This window comes from Pseudomonas sp. TUM22785 (genome assembly GCF_028198105.1).
Lineage (GTDB): Bacteria > Pseudomonadota > Gammaproteobacteria > Pseudomonadales > Pseudomonadaceae > Metapseudomonas > Metapseudomonas solani.
Map to the genome: position 1 here is coordinate 3,215,169 of NZ_CP116239.1, position 20,980 is coordinate 3,236,148.

17 protein-coding genes are annotated in these 20,980 nt (G+C 67.6%); 6 read left to right on the plus strand and 11 right to left on the minus strand.

The annotated features are described in order from the left end of the window. Positions 1–11: 11 nt before the first annotated feature. Positions 12–1,043: a FecR family protein gene (locus tag PI990_RS14725; protein ID WP_271661102.1), complete on the minus strand. Its 1,032-nt coding sequence runs from the start codon at positions 1,041–1,043 to the stop codon at positions 12–14. Between the two features lie 185 nt (positions 1,044–1,228). Here PI990_RS14725 and PI990_RS14730 point away from each other — a divergent pair, with 185 nt between their 5' ends. The 3 genes from PI990_RS14730 to pvdQ all read left to right on the plus strand — a co-directional run bounded on the left by PI990_RS14730 (position 1,229) and on the right by pvdQ (position 5,501). Continuing rightward, positions 1,229–1,708: a sigma-70 family RNA polymerase sigma factor gene (locus tag PI990_RS14730; RefSeq protein ID WP_184489138.1), complete on the plus strand. Its 480-nt coding sequence runs from the start codon at positions 1,229–1,231 to the stop codon at positions 1,706–1,708. A 134-nt stretch (positions 1,709–1,842) separates the two neighbouring features. Continuing rightward, positions 1,843–3,177 carry a lysine N(6)-hydroxylase/L-ornithine N(5)-oxygenase family protein gene (locus PI990_RS14735; RefSeq protein WP_271661103.1) on the plus strand — a complete coding sequence of 445 codons (1,335 nt, stop codon included), beginning with the start codon at positions 1,843–1,845 and terminating at the stop codon, positions 3,175–3,177. Positions 3,178–3,239: 62 nt separating this feature from the next. Beyond that, a complete protein-coding gene (gene pvdQ, locus PI990_RS14740) occupies positions 3,240–5,501 on the plus strand; it encodes a bifunctional acylase PvdQ (RefSeq protein WP_442969327.1) in 2,262 nt (753 codons plus the stop codon). 415 nt (positions 5,502–5,916) lie between these two features. Here the strand turns inward: pvdQ and PI990_RS14745 are convergent, their stop codons facing one another. Further along, positions 5,917–6,393, minus strand: a complete 477-nt coding sequence (locus tag PI990_RS14745; RefSeq protein WP_021217341.1) for a MarR family winged helix-turn-helix transcriptional regulator — start codon at positions 6,391–6,393, stop codon at positions 5,917–5,919. A gap of 176 nt (positions 6,394–6,569) precedes the next feature. Then, on the minus strand, positions 6,570–7,913 hold the full coding sequence (locus PI990_RS14750; protein WP_271661105.1) for a spinster family MFS transporter: 1,344 nt from the start codon (positions 7,911–7,913) through the stop codon (positions 6,570–6,572). A gap of 324 nt (positions 7,914–8,237) precedes the next feature. Between PI990_RS14750 and PI990_RS14755 the strand changes: the two genes are divergently transcribed. Beyond that, on the plus strand, positions 8,238–9,221 hold the full coding sequence (locus PI990_RS14755) for an AraC family transcriptional regulator (protein ID WP_271661106.1): 984 nt from the start codon (positions 8,238–8,240) through the stop codon (positions 9,219–9,221). Between the two features lie 256 nt (positions 9,222–9,477). On the opposite strand, the gene PI990_RS14760 is transcribed toward PI990_RS14755, so the two are convergent. From PI990_RS14760 to PI990_RS14795, 8 genes are all read right to left on the minus strand, one after another. Beyond that, the gene (locus tag PI990_RS14760) at positions 9,478–11,031 is read right to left on the minus strand and encodes a methyl-accepting chemotaxis protein (RefSeq protein WP_271661107.1); all 1,554 of its coding nucleotides are present in this window, start codon (positions 11,029–11,031) and stop codon (positions 9,478–9,480) included. Positions 11,032–11,033: 2 nt separating this feature from the next. Next, positions 11,034–11,798, minus strand: coding sequence for a class II aldolase/adducin family protein (locus tag PI990_RS14765; protein ID WP_271661108.1), 765 nt, complete (start codon positions 11,796–11,798; stop codon positions 11,034–11,036). 16 nt (positions 11,799–11,814) lie between these two features. Beyond that, positions 11,815–12,801: a ketopantoate reductase family protein gene (locus PI990_RS14770; RefSeq protein ID WP_271661109.1), complete on the minus strand. Its 987-nt coding sequence runs from the start codon at positions 12,799–12,801 to the stop codon at positions 11,815–11,817. Positions 12,802–12,849: 48 nt separating this feature from the next. Beyond that, positions 12,850–13,635 (minus strand): ABC transporter ATP-binding protein, encoded by a 786-nt coding sequence (locus PI990_RS14775; RefSeq protein ID WP_371876966.1) that lies wholly within the window; start codon positions 13,633–13,635, stop codon positions 12,850–12,852. A gap of 5 nt (positions 13,636–13,640) precedes the next feature. Continuing rightward, on the minus strand, positions 13,641–15,443 hold the full coding sequence (locus tag PI990_RS14780) for a branched-chain amino acid ABC transporter ATP-binding protein/permease (protein ID WP_265168484.1): 1,803 nt from the start codon (positions 15,441–15,443) through the stop codon (positions 13,641–13,643). Then, a complete protein-coding gene (locus tag PI990_RS14785; RefSeq protein ID WP_271661110.1) occupies positions 15,440–16,477 on the minus strand; it encodes a branched-chain amino acid ABC transporter permease in 1,038 nt (345 codons plus the stop codon). Before PI990_RS14785 ends, PI990_RS14780 begins: the two co-directional genes overlap by 4 nt. A 232-nt stretch (positions 16,478–16,709) precedes the next feature. Continuing rightward, positions 16,710–17,861 carry an ABC transporter substrate-binding protein gene (locus tag PI990_RS14790; RefSeq protein ID WP_271661111.1) on the minus strand — a complete coding sequence of 384 codons (1,152 nt, stop codon included), beginning with the start codon at positions 17,859–17,861 and terminating at the stop codon, positions 16,710–16,712. Positions 17,862–18,198: 337 nt separating this feature from the next. After that, the gene (locus PI990_RS14795) at positions 18,199–18,540 is read right to left on the minus strand and encodes a hypothetical protein (protein WP_271661112.1); all 342 of its coding nucleotides are present in this window, start codon (positions 18,538–18,540) and stop codon (positions 18,199–18,201) included. 105 nt (positions 18,541–18,645) lie between these two features. On the opposite strand from PI990_RS14795, the gene PI990_RS14800 reads away from it, so the two are divergent. After that, positions 18,646–19,758: an amidase gene (locus PI990_RS14800; protein ID WP_271661113.1), complete on the plus strand. Its 1,113-nt coding sequence runs from the start codon at positions 18,646–18,648 to the stop codon at positions 19,756–19,758. A gap of 25 nt (positions 19,759–19,783) precedes the next feature. Beyond that, positions 19,784–20,956 carry an acyl-CoA dehydrogenase family protein gene (locus PI990_RS14805; protein ID WP_271661114.1) on the plus strand — a complete coding sequence of 391 codons (1,173 nt, stop codon included), beginning with the start codon at positions 19,784–19,786 and terminating at the stop codon, positions 20,954–20,956. Positions 20,957–20,980 lie beyond the last annotated feature (24 nt).

The following is a 20,980-nucleotide window of genomic DNA, read 5'->3' on the forward strand; positions in this document are numbered from 1 at the left end:
GACGCCCGGAATCAGAGACGCATCTTGCGGTTGCTGATCAGCGTGCTGCCGTCGGCCTGCTGGGCGAGGCTGATGGGCAGGACGCGGGGCAGCGCGGTGACCAGGCTGCGGATGTCGCGGGTGCTGTAGATGCCGCCGATGCGCTGGTCGGCGCTGGCCTGGTCGCCCAGTACCAGCGGCGCGTCGAGGTAGCGGTTGATCAGCGGCACCGCCTCGGCGAGGGTCAGGTCGTCGAGGATCAGCTTGCCGTCGCGCCAGGCCAGGGCCTGCTGGGTGTCCACGGCGCCGACCCGGGGCTTCATGTCGCCGGCCTTGAAGCTGGCCTGCATGCCAGGGGTCAGGTTGCTGTCGTTGCCGCGTTGCTCGCTGCGCACCTTGACCGAGCCTTCGGTGACGGTGACGACGATGTTGTCCTGGTACTTCCACACGTTGAAGCGGGTGCCGGTCACGGTGATCGAGCCTTCGCCGGCATGCACCACGAAGGGGTGGGCACTGTCGTGGCTGACGTGGAAGTAGGCTTCGCCGCTGTCCAGGCTGACCCGGCGGCGGTCGATGAAGTTGGCGTAGCTCAGGCGCGTGGCCAGGTTCAGCTCCACGTCGCTGCCGTCGGGCAGGGTGACGCGGCGGATGCTGCCTTCGGCCTCGTAGCGCTGGTAGCTGTCGGGCACCCAGCCGGCCAGCCAGCCGCCGTAACCGGCCAGGGGCGCGGCGATCAGCGCCAGGGCCAGGGCGCGTGCATGGCGGCGGATGAAGCCGCGTGGGCGCTGGCGTACCGGCAGCTGGGCGAGGGTCGGCGGTGGCGGCGGGAGCTGACGGGGAATGTGCAGGCGGGGCGAGGGCTGGGTCGGCGGCAGGTGCTCGCTCAGGTCCCAGATCTCCAGCATCTCGGCGTATTCGAGGGCATGGCTCGGGTCGGCTTCGATCCAGGCCTTGAACTGGGCGCGCTCCTCGTCCGTGCAATCCTCCGCGTGCAGGCGCATGCACCAGTGTGCGGCGACCTCGACCAGCGGGTCGCTTTGGGTTTGCGAGGAGGCGTTGTTCATCAGGATTACCGGTTATGCCTGAATTCGAGTTCTGTATTCACACGGTGGAGCGGCACGCTGAAATATGAATCTTGATGAGAATTATTATAAATTTAATAATTTCAGACTGCCAGCATCACCCAAAGGGTGTGTCTTGATCCAGCTCAAGTGTATGCGCCGCATTCGTTAGGCGCCGGGGAAGCGACTTGGAAATCTACTATCGGGAGCTGTTGCGTTTTCTCAGCGCGAAGCTGGGTGATCGGCAGGCAGCTGCGGATGTGGCACATGACGCGTATTTGCGGGTGATGGAACGCGCGAGTCAAGAGCGGATCGATTCGCCCCGCGCGTTTCTCTACCGAACGGCGCTGAATCTGGTGATCGACGAACACCGCCGCAACGCCATTCGCCGCAACGAGCCGCTGGACGTGCTGGACGAGGAGGAGCGCTACCACGCCCCATCGCCGCACCGTTCTCTGGCTCAAAGCCAGCGCCTGGGCATGTTGCAGCGCGCCCTCGACGAGTTGCCGGCGCCGTGCCGCGACGCCTTTCTGCTGCGCAAGCTGGAGGGGCTCTCCCATGACGAGATCGCCGAGCGCCTGGGGATTTCCCAGCCCCTGGTGGAGAAGCACATCGTCAACGCCATGAAACACTGCCGCCTGCGCATGCGTGAGTGGGACGCGGCCTGATCGACCGGTGAGTGCAACGCCCGGCGGCTAAATTTCATTTCCTTGTCCTCGTTCCTAGTCAACAGGCGGCCAGTGGGGCCGTCAGCGAACGGCAACCGTCGCCCGGACGGGCGCACCTCCAGAGGACACTGGACATGACTCAGCCCCTGAACACCGCTATCCACGACCTGATCGGCATTGGTTTCGGCCCCTCCAACCTGGCCCTGGCCATCGCCTTGCAGGAGCGTGCCCGCAAGCAGGGGGCGCTGGATGCCCTGTTCCTCGACAAGCAGGCCGACTACCGCTGGCACGGCAACACCCTGGTGACCCAGAGCGAGCTGCAGATCTCCTTCCTCAAGGACCTGGTGTCCCTGCGCAACCCCACCAGCCCCTATTCCTTCGTCAACTACCTGCACCAGCACGGCCGCCTGGTGGACTTCATCAATCTCGGCACCTTCTACCCCTGCCGCATGGAGTTCAACGACTACCTGCGCTGGGTGGCCGGGCAGTTCATCGAGCAGAGCCGCTATGGCGAAGAGGTGCTGGCCATCGAGCCGGTGCTGGAAGGCCAGCGCGTCGAGGCGCTGCGGGTGATCTCCCGCGATGCCGGTGGCGAGACCCATGTCCGCGCCACGCGCTCGGTGGTGGTCAGCGCCGGTGGCACCGCGCGGATTCCCCAGGCCTTCCGCCACCTCAAGGACGACGCCCGGGTGTTCCACCACTCCCAGTACCTGGAGCGCATCGCCATGCAGCCCTGCGTCGGCGGCAAGCCGATGCGCATCGCCATCATCGGCGGCGGGCAGAGCGCGGCGGAGGCCTTCATCGACCTCAACGACAGCTACCCGTCGGTGCAGGTGGACATGGTGCTGCGCGGCTCGGCGCTGAAGCCGGCGGACGACAGCCCCTTCGTCAACGAGGTGTTCTCCCCCGAGTTCACCGACCTGATCTTCAACCAGGCCGGCGCCGAGCGTGAGCGCTTCATCCGCGAGTACCACAACACCAACTACTCGGTGGTGGACATCGACCTGATCGAGCGCATCTACGGCATCTTCTACCGCCAGAAGGTCTCCGGCATCCAGCGCCACGCCTTCCGCATCCTCAGCACCGTGGAGCGCGCCACCGCCGGCGCCGATGGCATCGAACTGGTGCTGCGCAACAACGCCAGCGGCGAGCAGAGCGTGCAGCGCTACGACGCCGTGGTGCTCGCCACCGGCTACGAGCGCCAGGTGCACCGCCACCTGCTGGAGCCTCTGGCCCAGTGGATGGGCGACTTCGAGGTGGGCCGCGACTACCGCGTTCGCACCGACGAGCGCTGCCAGGCGGCCGTCTACATGCAGGGCTTCTGCCAGGCCAGCCACGGCCTCAGCGACACACTGCTGTCGGTGCTGCCGATCCGCGCCGACGAGATCGCCGCCTCGCTCTACGACCACCTCCAGCCCGGCTCCTGTGCCGAGCGCGGTGTCGTCCAGGCGCTGGCCGCCGCCAGCTGATCCGTTTGATCCGCGCCGGCACCCGCCGGCGCGGTTTCCCCCATCCCTTGCGAGAACCCCCGATGCCCATGCGTAGCCTTGTTGCCGGTGTCGCAGCGCTGTTGCTGTGCCCGGCTTTTGCCGTTCTGGCCGCCGATACGGCCGCCAAGCCGCGAGAAACGCTTATCCGCTGGACCGCCCATGGCGTCCCGCACATCCAGGCGGCGGACGAACGCGGCCTTGGCTACGGCATCGGCTACGCCTATGCCCGCGACAACGCCTGCCTGCTGGCCGAGGAGATCGTCACCGCCCGTGGCGAGCGCTCCCGCTGGTTCGGCGCGGAGGGCCAGTCTTCCGCCCACCTCGACAACCTGCCGTCCGACTTCTTCTTCACCTGGCTCAACCAGCCGGCGTCGATTGCCGCCTTCCGCAAGGCGCAGATCCGCGAGGTCGCCCAACTGCTGGACGGCTACGCCGCCGGCTTCAACCACTACCTGAAGGAAGCCGATGCGCGCACCACCCATTGCCTGGGCGAGGGCTGGCTGCGCCCCATCGACGCCGACGACCTGGTGCGCCTGACCCGTCGCCTGCTGGTGGAAGGCGGTGCCGGCCAGTTCGCCGAAGCGCTGATCGGTGCCGCGCCGCCCGGCGCCCAGCAGGCGCAGCTGGATTCCGGCTACACCGCGGCGCGCACCGAGGGCTTCCGCCTGGAGCGCGGCAGCAACGCCGTGGCCGTGGGCAGCAAGCGCAGCGCCGATGGGCGCGGCATGCTCCTGGCCAACCCGCACTTCCCCTGGAGCGGCGCACTGCGCTTCTGGCAGCTGCACCTGACCATCCCCGGCAAGCTCGACGTGATGGGCGCCGCGCTGCCCGGCCTGCCGGTGGTCAACATCGGCTTCGGCCAGCAGCTGGCCTGGACCCACACCGTCGACACCTCCGCGCACTTCACCCTCTACCGCCTGGAGCTCGACCCCAAGGACCCGACCCGCTATCGCGTCGACGGCCGTACCGAGAAGCTGAAGAAGACCCGCCTGCAGGTGCAGGTACGTGACGCCGCCGGCAAGCTCTCGGTGCGCAGCCACGACCTCTACGAGTCGCGCTTCGGCCCGCTGCTCAACTGGCCGGGCATGCTGGAGTGGTCGGCCGGCGAGGCCTGGGCGCTGAAGGACGCCAACCTCGGCAACACCCGCGTGCTGCAGCAGTGGTACGCGATCAACCAGGCCCGCGACGTCGATGCCCTGCGTGCCGCCGTGACGAAGATCCAGGGTATTCCCTGGGTCAACACCCTGGCCGCCGACGCCAGCGGCAAGGCCCTGTACATGAACCAGTCCGTGGTGCCGCACCTGCTGCCCAAGCAGCTGGCGGAATGCGTGATCCCGCAACTGGCCGCCGAAGGCCTGCCGGCCCTGCAGGGCACTACCAGCGCCTGCGAATGGACCCGCGACGCCAGCGCCGCCCAACCGGGCATCACCCCGGCGGCCCAGCTGCCGGTGCTACAGCGCGACGACTTCGTGCAGAACTCCAACGACAGCGCCTGGCTGAGCAACCCGGACAGCCCGCTGGCCGGCTATTCGCCCCTGGTCAGCCGCGAAGGGCGTGAGCTGTCGCCGCGCGCGCGCTTCGCCCTGGGCCGCCTGCAGGGCGACGCGACGCTGAGCGCCGAGTTCCTCAAGGCGATGGTCACCGACAACGAAGTGGCGCTGGCCACCGACCTGCTGCCCGGTCTGCTGGAGCTGTGCCAGGCCGAGGCGGGCAACGCCGCCCTGGCCGCGCCCTGCAAGGCGCTGGCGGCCTGGGATGGCAAGGCCAACCTCGACAGCGGCATCGGCTTCCTGCACTTCCAGCACTTCATGAAGGGCTTCGCCGAGATCGAGGACGGCTGGCGCGAGCCCTTCGACCCGCAACGCCCAACCGTGACCCCGCGTGGGCTGAACCCGGCGGCCAAGGACAAGGTGATCCAGGCGCTGGTTGCCGCCGGTGAGGAAGTGGCCAAGGCCGGTGTGCCCGAACAGGCCCGCTGGGGCGACATCCAGCGCTCGGGTGCCATCGGCATCCCCGGCGGCGACGGCCACTTCGGCGTCTACAACGCCATGCAGAGCGAACTGCAGGGCGACCATCTGGAAGTGGTCAGCGGCACCAGCTACCTGCAGCTGGTCACCTTCGACGGCCAGGGGCCCCAGGCCCGTGGGCTGCTGGCCTTCTCCCAGTCCAGCGAAGCCGGCTCGCCGCACCACAGCGACCAGACCGAGCTCTTCGCCCGCCAGCAATGGCAGAAGCTGCCCTTCACCAACGCCGAGATCGACGCCGACCCGGCGCTGGAGCGCAAGGTGCTGAAGGTGAAGTGAGCGGATTCCACGGTTCCGTAGCCCGGACCTCAGTCCGGGGTCGCCGGCGGCGGGGCGTTGCTTGGCAAATGAATGGACTGTGTCTGCTCTAGCTGTTGTGGATTGAAAGCAAAGAGCTGTGCTTTCAGGGTCTCGCTGGGCACCTGGTACATCCACAGCATGGGTTTCGCTTCGCTCTACGCCATCCTACGAAGCGCTCGGTGCTCCGCCGTAGGCTGTGCTGCGCTCAGTGCGACCCATTGAGCGAAGAGCGTGAGGCCGTCACCACCGGCGCCTTTGAGTGTGCGCAGCAAGGTTGGCAACGGATCGCTGATTGGAAAGGCGCCCGGATGAAAGGCCGACGTGCCTGGGATGGGGTTCTCAGGGTGATCGCCTGCGCTCGATCACGACCCGGAGCGGGAAGGGTGCGCGCCCCTCAATCCTCCGGCAGGTTGTTGAAGATCTTCTCCAGCGTGCCGTTGAGCTTGGTGATCTGCGCTTCGCTGAGGTCCTTGAAGCTGTTGGTGAAGATGTGCGCGGTGGTGACCTGGATCTGTTCGGCGGTGCGGCGGCCGGCTTCGGTGATGGAGACCTGGGTGACGCGGCCGTCGTTGCTGCAGGGGTTGGTGTCCACCAGGCCGTCGGCCTTCATGCGGTAGACGATCTTGGTGACGGTGGAGAGCTTGGCGATGGCGTGTTCGGAGATTTCCGAGATGCTCGACTCGCCGTTCTCCTTGAGGATGAACAGGATGCGCCAGCGCGGGATGTCCATGTCGATCTTCTTCAGCGCTTTCTCCATGGCCATGGAGTAGCGGCCGTGCACCCGTGCCAGCCAGTAGAAGGGAAAGTCTTCCTTCCTGAAGTTGTCGCTGGCGGGGTTGTAGCGGCTTTGGCGTTTTTTCGGGGTGGTCATGGGTAACTGCGTGCTGTTGCAAAGATGTGGGGGTGATTTATAGGGGGTTGGGCGCAGGCTGTCGACTGGCTGTCGTCATTGCCTTGATGCAAGTCAGCTTCGGCAGGGCGCGGGATGCGGGCGCGCAACGCCTGGCGGCGTCGGCGCGCCCGTTGGTGCAGGGAGGCGGTGGGGGTTCAGCTGAGGTTTTCACGCTCCAGGCTGCGGCGGAAGTGGCCGCAGCCCTTGATCAGCAGGACCATGGTGAGCAGCACCGCGCCGGCGTTGAGCAGGGAGACCGAGTGGCCCACCAGCGCGGGCGACTGGAACAGGCGATCGGTGAGCAGCGCCACCAGGGTGGTGCCCAGGCCCAGGCCGATGAGGTTGGAGATGAGCAGGAACAGCGCCGAGACCTGGGCGCGCATCTGGTTGGGCGGGAGGATCTGCATGGCCGCGGTGGAGGCGGGCATGGGGAAGGAGGCGTAGAACATCGCCGGCACCAGCAGAGCCAGGGACAGCCACAGCTCGCCCACCTGGGTGAACAGCACCGCCGGCACGGCCATGCCGATGGCGCCGATCACCCCGGCGCGCATCGGTGCGTCGCTGTAGCCGCGCTTGGCCAGCCAGTCGATCAGCCAGCCGCCGCAGAGCACGCCGCTGGTGTTGGCCAGCAGCACGATCAGGCCGAGGATGTAGCCGGCCTCGCTGGGCGCCAGGCCGAAGGTGCGCATGTAGAAGGCCGGGGTCCAGCTGAGCATGCAGAACAGCGTCATGGCATAGAAGGAGAAGCCCAGGTAGTGGCAGGTGAAGGTCTGCCGGTGGCGGCCGAGGAAGGCGAAGGCCTGGCCCAGGCTGGGCTTGTGCACCTGGCCGTTGGCGTCCAGCTTCAGGCCCTTGCGCGCCGGGTCGCGCACGGTGGCGGCGATCAGCAGGGCCACCAGCAGCCCCGGCAGGCCGACCAGGAAGAAAGTCACCTGCCAGGGCCGCATGCTGCCCAGCAGGGGCAGGGTCACGCTGTCGAGGTTCTTCAGCAGGTCGATCACGTAGCCGCCGATGAGGAAGGCCACGCCACCGCCGATGAAGGAGCCGATGGAGTAGATGGCCACGGCGCGGCCGAGCTTCTCGCGGGGGAACATGTCGCTGAGCATCGAGTAGGTGGCCGGTGACAGCGCGGCCTCACCGATGCCGACGCCGATGCGGGCGAGGAACATCTGGGTGAAGTTCTTGCTCAGCCCGCACACGGCGGTGGCCAGGCTCCAGAAGGCGACGCCGATGGCGATGATCTTTGGCCGCGAGAAGCGGTCGGCGAGCAGCGCGATGGGCATGCCCATGAAGGCGTAGAACAGCGAGAAGGCTAGCCCGTGCAGCAGGCTGAACTGGGTATCGGAGAGCTGCAGGTCCTGTTTGATCGGCTCGATCATCAGCGCGAGGATCTGCCGGTCAACGAAGGAGAAGATGTAGGCCACCATGCAGATGGCGACCACGTACCACTCGTAGGCGTAGCGTTTGCGGGTGAGGTCGGTGGGTGTCTGGCTGGTCATTCGGTTCGGCCCCTCGAGGCGGTGGTGATGAGGTCTGCGGCAGCGTGGGAGGGAGCGGGGTAGTTCGGTGACGGCTGCGTTACCGATGTGCCTCGCCCTGGTGCGCCCTTTGTTGTTTTCATGCATCGCCAACTGGCAGAACCCGCTGTCGGCGAGCCCCGCCCTGTCTTTTTATGCCCTTGGCCCCCGGGGCTCTATGCGCCAGGCGCAGCCGCTGTTCCGGCTGCGCAGATTTGCTTTGCGTGGCGTGGAAATTGCTTTCCTTTTCCACTAATTCTGCGGTGCATGCAGTGGGCGTGCCGCACTGATCACGGGGCCGCCACCATGCTCGACGATGCATCCCTCCTGCAGCGCCATTGCCTGCTGAACCCCGCCGCCGGTATCGGCGAGATCCGCGACAAGGTCAGCCACTACCTGTGGCCGCACCGGATGAACCTGCCCCGTGCGGATGCCCTGCATTCGGCGCTCTATGGCGTGTTCTTCGGCAGCTCGGCGCTGTTCGACCTGCACTACGGCGCGGAGGTGGAGATCGATGCCGGCGATATCGCCAGCTACTACCTGATCCGCATCACCCTGCAGGGCACCGGAACCGTGACCCTGGGCGCGCAAAGCGCGGCCATGCGCCGGGGCAGCCTGACCATTTCCTCGCCCTCCGAGCGCAGCCTGATCCGCATCGGCAAGGAGTGCCGCAACCTGATCCTGCGGGTGGAACGCGACGCCCTGGAGCGCCAGTTGCAGCGCCTGCTGGAGCGGCCGCTGAAGCAGCCGCTGCTGTTCGACATCCAGGTGGCGGCGGGGCACCCGGGGATGGCGGCGGTGCGCGAGACGCTGGAGTACATCTGCCGCCTGCACCAGGGGCCGATGGTCGAGGACCTGGCGCCGACCCTGGGCAGCGGGCTGTCGGACTACCTGCTTTCGGTGCTGCTCACCCAGTTGCCGCACAACTACTCCGAAGCGCTGCGCGAGGATCGCCGCCAGCCCATGCCCTTCCATGTGCGCAAGGCCCGCGACTACATCGAAAGCCACCTCGACGAGCCCATCGCCCTGGCCACCCTGGCCGAGCTTTCCGGGGTGTCCATCCGCACCTTGCAGAACGGCTTCGCCCACTTCCTCAAGCAGACCCCCACCGACTACATGCGCAGCCGCCGCCTGGCGCTGGTGCATGAGGCGCTGCAGCAGGCGCGAGCCCAGGACAGCGTCACCGACATCCTCCTGCGCCATGGCGTCAGCAGCTTCGGCCACTTCGCCACCCACTACCGTCGCCAGTACGGTTGCCTGCCGTCGGAGACCCTGCGCGGCGGCCGTTGAGCGGCGCAGCACACCCTGCATCCATGCCTTCCCCGTTCGAACCCTGCCGGTAGCCCGGGCTTCAGCCCGGGAACGCCTTCGTGCCAACTCCCGGGCTACGGTGCAAGAGCTGGCCTCGTGCCGTAGGGTGTGCCGTGCGCACCGCCGCTCGGTGCTTCCGGTGAGGCACAGGTGCGCGCAGCACACCCTACGGGCGAAACGCCGGATGGCTGCATGGCTTTCGCTCCCTTGAGAGGGCAGAAGCAACACGCACGACTCAGCCCTCGAGAAAACGCTGCGCCAGGTCCAGCTGCGAATTGGCCAGCTGGTGCAGCTCCTGGCCGATCTGGCTGTTGCGCTGGGCCTGGCCGGCGCTGCATTCGGCCAACCCGGCGATTTGCGCGATCTGCCGGTTCACTTCCTCGGCCACCAGCCCCTGCTGTTCGATGGCCGAGGCCATCTGCAGGCTCATGCCGCTGATCTGCCCGACCGCGCCGCAGATGCGTTGCAGGGCCTGGCGCACCTGCTCGACGTCCTGCCCCGATTGCTGCACCGCCAGCTCGCCCCGGCGGGCGGCGGCCAGGGCCTCGGCGCTGCCGTCGCGCAGGCGCTGGATGGATTGCTGGATCTGCCCGGTGGAGTCCCGGGTGCGTGAGGCGAGGGTGCGTACTTCGTCGGCGACCACGGCGAAGCCGCGCCCGGATTCACCCGCCCGCGCCGCTTCGATGGCGGCGTTGAGGGCCAGCAGGTTGGTCTGCTCGGCGATGCTCTGGATCACCGTGGCGATGCCGCTGATGGACTCGATGGATTCCGCCAGGCGGCCCACCGCCGCATCGATACCGGCCACGGTGTCGCGCATGCCGTGCATGGACCCCTGGCTCTGCTCAGCCAGACGCTCGCCGTCGCGGGCCAGCTGGTCGACTTCCTGGGTGGCCTCGGCCGCTTCCTGCAGGTTGCGCGAGAGTTCCTGGATGGTGGCGCTCATCTGGTGGATGGCCGCCGCCGATTGCTCGGCTTCCTGCAGCTGGCGTTCGAGCTGCTCGGCGCCGCTGGCCACCAGTTGCGCCGACTCCTCGCTGCGGCTGCGGAGGATCTCGCCGTTGATGCTGATCCGCGCCATCACCGTGCGCATGCGCAGCTTCTGGCTGTTCAGCGCCATCTCGAACAGGCCGCTGGCGCCACTGTTGCCGTAGATCGGCGCCAGCAGCGCATCGCTGTAGACCTGGGCATGGCCGCCCAGGGCACGGTGCAGCTCGCGGCGCCGGCCCGCCCATTGCTGCAGGCCGGCACCGAGCAGCAGGGCGAGCAGCACCAGGCCGAGCAGCGGGGCGACCAGGCCACCCAGGGTGGCGCCGACCAGGGTGGCACCGAGCAGGCCGAGAAGGCCCTGCTCGGTCAGGGCCCGGCCCAGGCGCTGCGGCAGGCTCCTGGGGCCGCGGCCCTGGCGCAGGCGGCCGTAGAGGCGGGCGGCGCGACGGCTCTGGGCGGCGTCGATGGGGTGGTAGACGGTGCCCAGGGCCACCAGCTTGCCGGCGTCGAACAACGGCACCACGTAGAGGTGGCTCCAGAAGCTGCCGCCGTCCTTGCTGCGCCCCATCAACGGGCCGCTCCAGGGGGTGCCGGCATGGAGCGTCTGCCACATGCGGGCGATGACCTGGGCGGGCATCTGCGCATGGTTGATCAGCTCGAAGCTCTGGTTCAGCAGCTCTTCGCGCGGGTAACCGCAGAGCGCCAGGTAGGCGTCGTTGCAGGCCAGCAGGCGGCCTTGCGGGTCGAGGCGCGAAATGGGCGGCTCGACGAAGGCGGGCAGGCTGGCGATCGAGGTGCCCATGCTTACCAGCCCGCGCCGCGTTCGGCCTGCATCTTGCGCACCATGGCGTCGAAGAACTTCACCGCGAAGCCGCTCTCGCGGATCAGCATGGCGGTGAGGTCGGCGCACTTCTGGCTGACGGCTTCCGGCAGCGGGTTGTCCTCGCCGCCGAGGGCGCCGGCCGCGCACTGGATCTCCGCCGCGCGCTGCACCGTCCAGAGCAGGAAGAAGGCCTTGGCGATGCTGCTTTCACCCACTGCGATGCCGTGGTTGCGCAGCACCAGGATGTGCTTGTCGCTGAGGCTGTCGATCATCCGCACCTTCTCGTCATCGAACAGGGTGATGCCCTCGAAGGTGTGGTAGCCGATGCGCCCGTACAACTGGGCGCCGTAGAAGTCGTGGTGGCCGAAGCCGGCCTTCTTCTGCACCACGGCGGAGATGGGCGTGGTGTGGGTGTGGATCAGGCAATGGATGTCGTCGCGGGCGCCGTGCACCGCGCTGTGCAGGGCGAAGCCGGCGGGGTTGGCGTCGTAGGGCGAGTCCTCCAGCTTGTGGCCGTTCAGGTCGACCTTGAGCAGGTTGGCCGGGGTCACTTCGCGGTAGTTGAGGCCGAAGGGGTTGACCAGGTAGTGGTGCGCGGGTCCCGGCAGGCGTGCGGAGATGTGGTTGAAGATGGTTTCGGTCCAGCCGAAGAAATCCACCAGATGGTAGCAGTGGGCGAGCTGCACGCGCAGGGCCCATTCCTCGTCGCTGCAGTGCTGGGGCTGGGTGATGGCGATGGCATTCATGGGAGGCTCCTGAGAATCAATGGCTGGCCTGGGCGCCGCGAAAGCGCGCCAGGGCGATGAGGTGGCGGGTGATGGGCATGGGCAGGTCGAGCAGCTCGGCCAGTTCCAGCACGGCGTCGCCGATGGCGGCCAGCTCCAGGGGCTGGCCCTTGTCGTGGTCCTGCAGCATCGAGGTGCGCACGGCGCCCATGCCGGCGCCGAGTTCGAGGAAGGTCTGCGGGTCGATGTCCACCCGCGCGCCATGGCCGGCTGCCACCAGCAGCGCCTCGTGCAGGGTGGCGCGGGCCAGCTCGCGCAGGCCGGGCTGGCCGTAGAGCTGTTCCAGGGTGGCGCCGCTGACCACCGACAGGGGGTTGGAGGTGAGGTTGGCGATGACCTTGGTCCACAGCGGGTCGCGGATGCGTTCGCTGGCGCGGGCCTCGATGCCGGCGTCGGCGATCACCGTGCGCAGGCGTTCCAGGCGCGGGGTCAGGCTGTTGTCCGGCTCGCCGACGATCATCAGGTGCGGGTTGCTCGACTCGGCCACCCCCGGCGCCGGGCATTGCGCGGTGATGAACACCACGCAGCCGATCACCCGGGCCAGGTCGAGGGCGCTGCTGAGCGCGCCGTCCGGGTCCACCGCCTCCACGCGGCGCCCGGCGAAGCGTCCCGGCAGGCCGTGGAAGTACCACCAGGGCACGCCGTTGACCACCGGCACCACCATCGTCTCGTCGCCCAGCAGGGGCTGGATCTGCGGCAGCAGCGCGGCCAGGGCCGGGGCCTTGGTGCAGAGGAACACCAGGTCCTGCTGCCCCAGTTCGGCGGCGTCGTCGCTGGCCTCGACCCGCACCTGGTGCAAGCCGTCGAGGTCGTGCAGGCGGATGCCATCGCGGCGGATGGCTGCCAGGGTCCTGCCCCGGGCCAGCACCTTGACCACCTGGTCGCTGGCGGCGAAACGGGCGGCCAGGGTGCAGCCGATGGCGCCGGCACCGGCGATGCAGATACGCAGGGGAGGTTGCTTCATGGTTCGCTCCATCGAGTGGCCCGCCCGGGATCGCCGGGCGGGCTCGGGTCAACCGGCAAGCATGTCCTGATGCTTGCTGGCGAGGCCCAGGTAGGCCTCGATCACGCGGGGGTCGTCGGCCAGCTGGGCGGCGGGGCCCTGCATGGCGATCTGCCCGGTTTCCAGCACGTAGGCATAGTCGGCCACGCGCAAGGCTGCGCGGGCGTTCTGCTCCACCAGGAGGATGGACACCCCCTGCTGGCGCAGCGCGGTGATGATGCGGAAGATCTCGCGGGTGATCAGCGGCGCGAGGCCCAGGCTGGGTTCGTCGAGCATCAGCAGCTTGGGCTTGGCCATCAGCGCGCGGCCCACGGCGAGCATCTGCCGCTCGCCGCCGGAGAGGGTGGCGGCCAGCTGGTCGCGGCGCTCCCACAGCCGTGGGAACAGCTCATAGACCTCGGCCAGGGTGGCAGCGTGGCTGCGGTCGCCCCGGCGGTGACGCTGGAAGGCGCCGAGCAGGAGGTTGTCGGCCACGCTCATGCTGGTGAACAGCTCGCGCTTCTCAGGCACCAGGCCGAGGCCGCGGGAGACCAGCACTTCCACCTCCGGCACCGCTTCCAGGCTGCCGTCGAACTCGACCCGGCCACGGGAGCCGAGCACGCCCATGATGGCCGAGAGCAGGGTGGTCTTGCCGGCGCCGTTGGGGCCGATGACGGTGACGATCTGTCCCTGGCCGACCCGCAGGCTGGCGTTGGACAGGGCTTCCACCTTGCCGTAGGCGACGCACAGGTCGCTGACCTCCAGCACGGCGTCGGCCACCTGGTTCTCCATGGGCTTGAGGGGTTCGATCTGCATGTTCATCACTCTGCGCCTCCGAGATAGGCTTCCAGCACGGCTGGGTTCTTCTGCACCTCTTCCGGCAGGCCCTGGGCGATGCGCTGGCCGAATTCCATCACCACCACGCGGTCCACCAGGCCCATGACGAAGTCCATGTCGTGCTCCACCAGGAGAATGGCCATGCCTTCGCTGCGCAGGCGGCTGAGGAGCAGGCCGAGGGCCTCCTTCTCCTTGTGGCGCAGGCCGGCGGCGGGCTCGTCGAGCAGCAGCAGGCAAGGGTCGGCGCACAGCGCGCGGGCGATCTCGAGGATGCGCTGCTGGCCGAGGGCGAGGCTGCCGGCCTCTTCATGCAGGTAGTCGCCGAGGCCGACGCGCTCCAGCTGTCGGCGCGCTTCGGCGAGCAGGTCGGCCTCCTCGGCGCGATCCAGGCGCAGGGCCGAGGCCAGCACGCCCTTGCCGCCGCGCAGGTGCGCGCCGATGGCGACGTTCTCCAGCACGCTCATGCCCGGCAGCAGTTTCACGTGCTGGAAGGTGCGGCTCATGCCCATGCCGGCCACGCGGCGCGAAGCCAGGCCGTTGATGCGCTTGCCCATGAACAGCACGTCGCCGCTGCTGGGGGTGTCGACGCCGGAGAGCTGGTTGAACAGGGTGCTCTTGCCGGCGCCGTTGGGGCCGATCAGGGCAAGGATTTCCCCGGCGCGGACGTCCAGGCTCATGTCGTTGTTGGCCACCAGGCCGCCGAAGCGCCGGGTGACATGGCGCGCTTCGAGGATCACCTCGCCGTGGGCCGGGCGTTCCCGCTGCGGCAGCTCGCGGGCCGGGGCCTCGGCCGCCGGCAGGCGGTGGCGGGTGCGCAGGCGGGCTGGCACCAGGCGCACCAGCAGCGGCCACAGGCCACCCGGCGCGCGCTGCATCAGCAGCACGATGAGCAGGCCGAAGACGATGGTCTCGTAGTTGCCGGTGCTGCCCAGCAGGTGCGGCAGCAGGTCCTGCAGCCACTGCTTGAGCAGGGTGAGGATGCCGCTGCCGAGCAGGGCGCCCCAGACGCTGCCGACGCCGCCGATCAGCGCCATGAACAGGTAGTCGATGCCCATGTTGAGGCCGAAGGGCGTCGGGTTGACGAAGCGCTGGGTGTGCGCATAGAGCCAGCCGGACACCGCCGCGAACACCGCCGAGATGAGGAAGATCACCAGCTTGGAGCGGAAGGTGTCGACGCCCATGGACTCGGCCATCAGCTGGCCGCCCTTGAGTGCGCGGATGGCGCGGCCCTCGCGGGAGTCCAGCAGGTTCTGGGTGATCAGCATGGCCAGCAGGAGCACCACCCAGATCAGGTAGAAGACCTTCTCGCCCTTGTCGAGCAGCACGCCGAACAGCGAGATCGACGGCAACCCGCTGACGCCGGTGTGGCCGCCCAGGGATTCCACCGTGCCGAACAGGTAGTACAGCGACAGGCCCCAGGCAATGGTGCCCAGGGGCAGGTAGTGGCCCGAGAGCTTGAGCGTCAGCGCGCCCAGCAGCAGCGCCACCAGGGCGGTGATGGCCACGCCCACCAGCAACGTCAGCCAGGGCGATGCGCTGGCCCAGGCGAGCCAGGCCGGCAACTGCTCGGCGGTGGTCAGGTAGGCGGTGGTGTAGGCGCCGAGGCCGACGAAGGCCGCCTGGCCGAAGCTGGTCATGCCACCGACGCCGGTGAGCAGGACCAGGCCCAGCACCACCAGGGTGTAGAGGCCGATGTAGTTGAGCAGGGTGACGTAGAAGGGCGGCAGCACCAGCGGTGCGACACCGAGCACGGCGACCAGGAGCAGGATCAGGTGGCGCGGTTTCATTCTTCTTCCTCCACGTGACGGCTGGTGAACGAGCGCCAGAGCAGGAAGGGGATGATCAGGGTGAACACGATGATCTCTTTGTAGGTGCTGGCCCAGAACATCGAGAAGGCTTCGATCAACCCCACCGAGAACGCGCCGAGGGCGGCCACCGGGTAGCTCGCCAGGCCGCCGATGATGGCGCCGACGAAGCCCTTGAGGCTGATGATGAAGCCGGAGTCGAAGTAGAGCGTGGTGATGGGCGCGATGAGGATGCCCGACAGTGCGCCGATGAAGGTGGCCAGGAGGAAGGTGGCCTTGCCCGCCAGGGTCGGCGAGATGCCCATCAGCCGCGCGCCCATGCGGTTCACCGCCGTGGCGCGCAGGGCCTTGCCGTAGAGGCTGCGTTCGAAGAACAGGAACAGGCCGATGATCAGGCCCAGGGACACGGCTATCACCCACAGCGTCTGGCTGTTGAAGGTCACCGGGCCCAGTTCCAGGCCGGCTTCGGAGAAGGGCTCGGTACGCGCGCCCTCCGGGCCGAACAGCAGCAGGGCGATGCCGACCATGGCCACGTGCACGGCGATGGAGACGATCAGCAGCACCAGGGAGCTGGCCGAGGCGATGGGCTGGAACACCAGGCGGTAGATCTGCGGGCCCAGGGGCACCACCAGGGCCAGGGTCAGCAGCGCCTGCACCGCCATGGGCAGCTCGGCCAGCGGCAGCAGGCGGATGGCCGCGACCATGGCCAGGGCGTAGGCCAGCTTGGCGAGGATGCGCTTGGGAAAGCGGAAGGCGTGGCTGGAGCGCGCGGCGTCGTACAGGTCCAGCGCGCAATCGACCAGGGTCAGGCCCAGCAGCAGCCAGACCAATGCGGTGGGATGGCCGGCCTGCAGGGTGGCCATGGTCAGCGCGCCATAGGTGACGAACTCGCCCTGGGGGATCAGCAGGATGCGCGTGACGGTGAAGACCAGCAGGATCGACAGGGCCAGCAGCGCGTAGATCGCGCCGTTGGTGATGCCGTCCTGGCCGAGCAGCATGGCTATCTGGAAATTCATGGTGGGAACTCTTTATCGCAATGGAAGAGGCTGTGGCTTCGGAGCCCAGTGCGGCCTCGCCTGGTGGACATGAAGAGCGATGTCCACCCTACGGGGTGTGTCCGCGAGGGTTTCGCTCGTTGGCAGACGTAGGGTGGATGACGCTTGTTTCATCCACCTTTCGGCGTTGAGCCGGGCTCCGCCTGGTGGACAGAAAAGCGCTGTCCACCCTACGGGGAACCCGTGCCTGCGATCAGTTGCCGCGCAGCAGCGTCCAGTTGCCGTTCTTCACCTGGATCAGCTCGCGGCCGCGTTCGTCGAAGCCGCTGTGGTCCTCGGGGGTCATGTTGTAGACGCCCTGGGTGGCAGCCAGCTCGTGGCTCTGCTCCAGCGCGTCACGCAGCGCTGCGCGGAACTCCGGCGTACCCGGTGCAGCCTTGGCGGCGGCGGTGGGGATGGCCTGCTGCAGCAGCAGGCCGGCGTCGAAGGTGTTGGCGCCGAAGGTGGCCGGCTTGCTGCCGTTGAGCTTCTCGTAGGCGGCGATGTAGTCGGCGGCGACCTGCTTCGAGGGGTGGCTGTCCGGCACTTCGTCCAGCACCAGCATCAGGCTGGCGGCGAGGATGGTGCCCTCGACCTTCTTGCCGCCGAGCTTGAGGAAGTCGGGCAGGGCGGCGCCGTGGGTCTGGTACATCTGCCCGCGGTAGCCCTGGTCGAACAGGGTGGTCTGCGGCATCACCGCGGAGCTGCCGGGCGCGGCGACCAGGACCGCGTCGGGGCGCGCGGAGAGCACCTTGAGGCTCTGCCCGGTGACCGAGGTGTCCTGGCGCTGGAAGCGTTCGTTGGCGACCACCTTGATGCCGTGCTCGGCGGCCATCGCGCCCATCACCTTGGACCAGTTCTCGCCATAGGGGTCGGCGGTGCCGATGAAGCCCAGGGTCTTCACGCCCTTGGCGACCATGTTGTCCACCAGGGCCTTGGCGATCAGGTCGTCGTTCTGGGTGGTCTTGAACACCCATTTCTTCTGCTCGTTCATCGGCAGCACCACGGCGGCGGTGCCCACCGGGGCCAGCAGCGGCACGCCGGCCTCGGCGGCGAACTGGATCACGCCCATGGCGTTGGGCGAGCCGCTCGGGCCGATGATGGCGTCGACGTTTTCCTCGCTGATCAGCTTCTTCAGCGCCTTGACCGTGGCGGTCGGGTCGCTGCCGTCATCCAGGGCGATGTATTTCACCTGCTGGTCGCCCGCCTGGGTCGGCAGCAGCGGCACGCTGTTCTTCTGCGGCAGGCCCACCAGGGCGATGGGGCCGGTGGAGGAGGTGATGACGCCGACTTTGACTTCGGCCTGCGCAAGGGCGGCGCAGGCGGCGCTCAGGAGCAACGTGGACACAGCTTTCTTGAAGAGCATGACTTTCTCCGAAGAGTTGCAAGGCGATACGGGGCGGTTGTCCGACGGGTGCCGCGTGGCGAGCCCGTGGTCCTTCTTGTTGTGATGCCCGTGCGCTGCACGCTGCCGAGGGCAGGGCGGCGCCGTCGAGCCCATGGAGGGCCGAGTGGCGTGTACGGCGATAGCAGGTTGCATGCCAGGAAAAATCGTTACCCCGTTGCGGCGCCGTCGGACAGGGGGCGTTTCGGCACGTCGTCTGCGGGGGCTGGGCGAGGGGATGGCGCCGGGGTTCCCGTGGCCACTCGCGCACCGCTGCCGATGCGCGCCGATCCCGCAGGCGACAAGGCATTGATCTGGATCAATACGGCTTCTGGAAAGTCGATTTCCTGACCAAAAAATCTCGATTTTTCAGGCTAAAAACACCTGTTTTTTTGTGGCATTTTTGGCCTGTTTTCAGGGGCTGAAAATTCTTTTTCCAAGGGGTTTGTGCAGGGTCTTTAGGCAGGGCGCGGGAACACTTTATTGAATGATTGTGTTTCTCATTAAATACATAAATCATTGAAAATAAATAATAAAAATAAGATTCATAGGTGAAATATCCATTTTCATGCCTGTTACCGAAATGCACGGAAAGGGTGCGAACCAGAGAGAAATGCACCGAATCTACACACGGATTTATTTGCCAAAATTCAATTGACATTTCACGTAAATATTCCGATTTTAGATTTAAGCGTTCACCTGCTCAGGCAGGCAGAAGGCTTCCCTGAAAGCGCACAGCGCGAACAACTCGAATACAGGTGAAGGCATGGCGACAGTCGTCGAGAAACTGCAGCTTGGAGGGTCTGGCAGGACCGTGATGGTGAAGGACACCATCGATATCGCCGGCTACCCGACCCGCGCTTCCAGCCGTGCGCTGGAAGAGGCGCCCGACGCCAGCCACCATGCCGATGTGGTCCAGGCGCTGCTCGATGGCGGCTGCTGTATCACCGGCAAGACCAGCCTCCATGAGCTGGCCTTCGGCACCACCGGCATCAATGCCTGGACCGGCACGCCGGACAACCCGCTTTACCCCGGGCGCATCCCCGGCGGTTCCTCCAGCGGCTCCGCCACGGCAGTGGCCGGTGGGCTCTGCGACTTCTCCCTGGGCACCGACACCGGCGGCTCGGTGCGCATCCCCGCCGCCTGCTGCGGCGTGTTCGGCCTCAAGCCCACGTTCGGCCGCGTGAGCCGCCACGGGGTGATGCCGGCGCAGTCGTCGCTGGATTGCGTGGGCCCCTTCGCCCGTGACATGGACATGCTGATCGAGGCCATGGGCCTGATCGCCCCCGACTTCGGCTCGCTGCCCTCTATAGAGGGCGTGCGCATCGGCGTGGTGCCGGTGCAGGCGCTGGACGAAGTGCAGTTCGCCGTCGATGCGGCCCTGGCCGCTGCGGATTTCCCCCTGCAGACGCTGCCCTTGCCGGGCATGCGCGCCGCCTATGACGCCGGCCTCACGGTGATCAACCGCGAGACCTGGAACGCCTGCCAGCACCTGCTGGCCAGCGGCAAGGTCGGCGCCGATATCGCCGGCCGCCTGGAAGCCGCCGGCACCACCACCGACGAGGCGCTGGCCGCCGCCGAAGCCTGCCGCGCAGCCTTCACCGCCGAGGTGGATGCGGCGCTCGCGCAGTGCCCGATCCTCGCCATGCCGACCATGCCCGACTACCCGCTGCTGGCGGTGGACGCTGCCGACACCCGCGCGGTGATTGGCATGACCGCCTTCGTGCGCCCCTTCAACCTCACCGGCCACCCTGCGCTGAGCATCCCCCTGGTGGGCGCCTCGCAACTGCCGGTGGGCCTGCAACTGATCGCCGCCAAGGGCGCGGACGAGCTGCTTTGCGCAGTCGCCCGCGAGCTGGTGCGGCGCCTGGAGCCTTAACCCCATGCCAACCCTGGAGCACACCATGTCTTCGCTAAGCGAGCTGGACTACCAGCGCCCCGTGTCGATCACCGCGAGCGAGGCCTTCCAGGCGCTGCTCGGCGAGATCCGCGAGCGCGCCCGGAGCGAGGAATTCGACCGGCAGAAATACATCTCCCAGGACATCATCGAGCGCTTCAAGGCGCTGGGGGTGTACCGCGCCCTGGTGCCCAGGCGCTTCGGTGGCGATGAGCGTTCGCCGATGGAGTTCTGCCAGATGATCGAGGACATCTCCATCGCCGACGGCTCCGCCGGCTGGGTGGCGAGCTTCGGCATGAACCCGGTGTACCTGGCCTCGCTGCCCCTGGCGACCCTGGAACAGGTCTATGCCGACGGCCCGGACGTGGTCTTCGCCGGCGGCATCTTCCCGCCGCAACCGGCCACCTTCGTCGAGGGCGGGCTGGAAGTGAACGGCCGCTGGAAGTTCTCCAGCGGCTGCATGGGCGCCTCGCTGATCGGTGTCGGCATCGCCCCGAAGAACGGCGAGATGCTCGGCCTGCCGCGCCTGGCGGTGATGCCGCGGGACAAGGTGAAGATCGAGGAAACCTGGGACGTGGTGGGCCTGATCGGCACCGGCAGCCACGACGTGGTGATCGACGGCGTGGTGGTGCCCGAGGACTGGACCTTCGTCCGTGGCGGCCCGGCCAACCTCGATGAGCCGATGTTCCGCTACCCGTCGCTGTCCTTCGCCACCCAGGTGCTGTCCGTGGTCGGCCTGGGCGTCGCCCGCGCCGCGCTGGACTACCTCGCCGGCATGGCCAGCGGCCGCTTCTCGGTGACCGGTGCGCCGGCGCTCTCCGACCGCCCGCTGGCGCAGATGCAGGTGGCCAAGGCCGAAGCCGAGCTGCGTGCCGCCCGCGCCTGGTTCTACGAGGCGATGGAAAGCGCCTGGGCCAGCATCCTCGCCGGCGACGCGGTGTCGGTGGAGCAGACCAACCTGCTGCGCCTGTCCTCGACCCACGCGACCCGTGTTTCCGCCGACGTGGCGCGCAGCGCGCAGATGCTTTCCGGCATGAGCGGCGTGTACCGCGAGAACCCGCTGTCGCGCTTCGTCAACGACACCCTGGTGATCACCCAGCACGCCTTCATGGGTGACATGACCTACCAGAACGCCGGCGCGATCTTCTTCGGCAACAAGCCGCTGCCCGGCTACCTGTGAATTCCAACTGACTGATCGGTGATT

What these genes read in the sequence shown, in the direction of transcription:
- PI990_RS14725 (WP_271661102.1), bottom strand. Translation starts at nt 1,043, where the DNA reads ATGAACAACGCCTCCTCGCAAACCCAAAGCGACCCGCTGGTCGAGGTC.
- PI990_RS14735 (WP_271661103.1), top strand. Translation starts at nt 1,843, where the DNA reads ATGACTCAGCCCCTGAACACCGCTATCCACGACCTGATCGGCATTGGT.
- pvdQ (WP_442969327.1), top strand. Translation starts at nt 3,240, where the DNA reads ATGCCCATGCGTAGCCTTGTTGCCGGTGTCGCAGCGCTGTTGCTGTGC.
- PI990_RS14745 (WP_021217341.1), bottom strand. Translation starts at nt 6,393, where the DNA reads ATGACCACCCCGAAAAAACGCCAAAGCCGCTACAACCCCGCCAGCGAC.
- PI990_RS14750 (WP_271661105.1), bottom strand. Translation starts at nt 7,913, where the DNA reads ATGACCAGCCAGACACCCACCGACCTCACCCGCAAACGCTACGCCTAC.
- PI990_RS14755 (WP_271661106.1), top strand. Translation starts at nt 8,238, where the DNA reads ATGCTCGACGATGCATCCCTCCTGCAGCGCCATTGCCTGCTGAACCCC.
- PI990_RS14760 (WP_271661107.1), bottom strand. Translation starts at nt 11,031, where the DNA reads ATGGGCACCTCGATCGCCAGCCTGCCCGCCTTCGTCGAGCCGCCCATT.
- PI990_RS14765 (WP_271661108.1), bottom strand. Translation starts at nt 11,798, where the DNA reads ATGAATGCCATCGCCATCACCCAGCCCCAGCACTGCAGCGACGAGGAA.
- PI990_RS14770 (WP_271661109.1), bottom strand. Translation starts at nt 12,801, where the DNA reads ATGAAGCAACCTCCCCTGCGTATCTGCATCGCCGGTGCCGGCGCCATC.
- PI990_RS14775 (WP_371876966.1), bottom strand. Translation starts at nt 13,635, where the DNA reads ATGCAGATCGAACCCCTCAAGCCCATGGAGAACCAGGTGGCCGACGCC.
- PI990_RS14780 (WP_265168484.1), bottom strand. Translation starts at nt 15,443, where the DNA reads ATGAAACCGCGCCACCTGATCCTGCTCCTGGTCGCCGTGCTCGGTGTC.
- PI990_RS14785 (WP_271661110.1), bottom strand. Translation starts at nt 16,477, where the DNA reads ATGAATTTCCAGATAGCCATGCTGCTCGGCCAGGACGGCATCACCAAC.
- PI990_RS14790 (WP_271661111.1), bottom strand. Translation starts at nt 17,861, where the DNA reads ATGCTCTTCAAGAAAGCTGTGTCCACGTTGCTCCTGAGCGCCGCCTGC.
- PI990_RS14795 (WP_271661112.1), bottom strand. Translation starts at nt 18,540, where the DNA reads ATGTCAATTGAATTTTGGCAAATAAATCCGTGTGTAGATTCGGTGCAT.
- PI990_RS14800 (WP_271661113.1), top strand. Translation starts at nt 18,646, where the DNA reads ATGGCGACAGTCGTCGAGAAACTGCAGCTTGGAGGGTCTGGCAGGACC.
- PI990_RS14805 (WP_271661114.1), top strand. Translation starts at nt 19,784, where the DNA reads ATGTCTTCGCTAAGCGAGCTGGACTACCAGCGCCCCGTGTCGATCACC.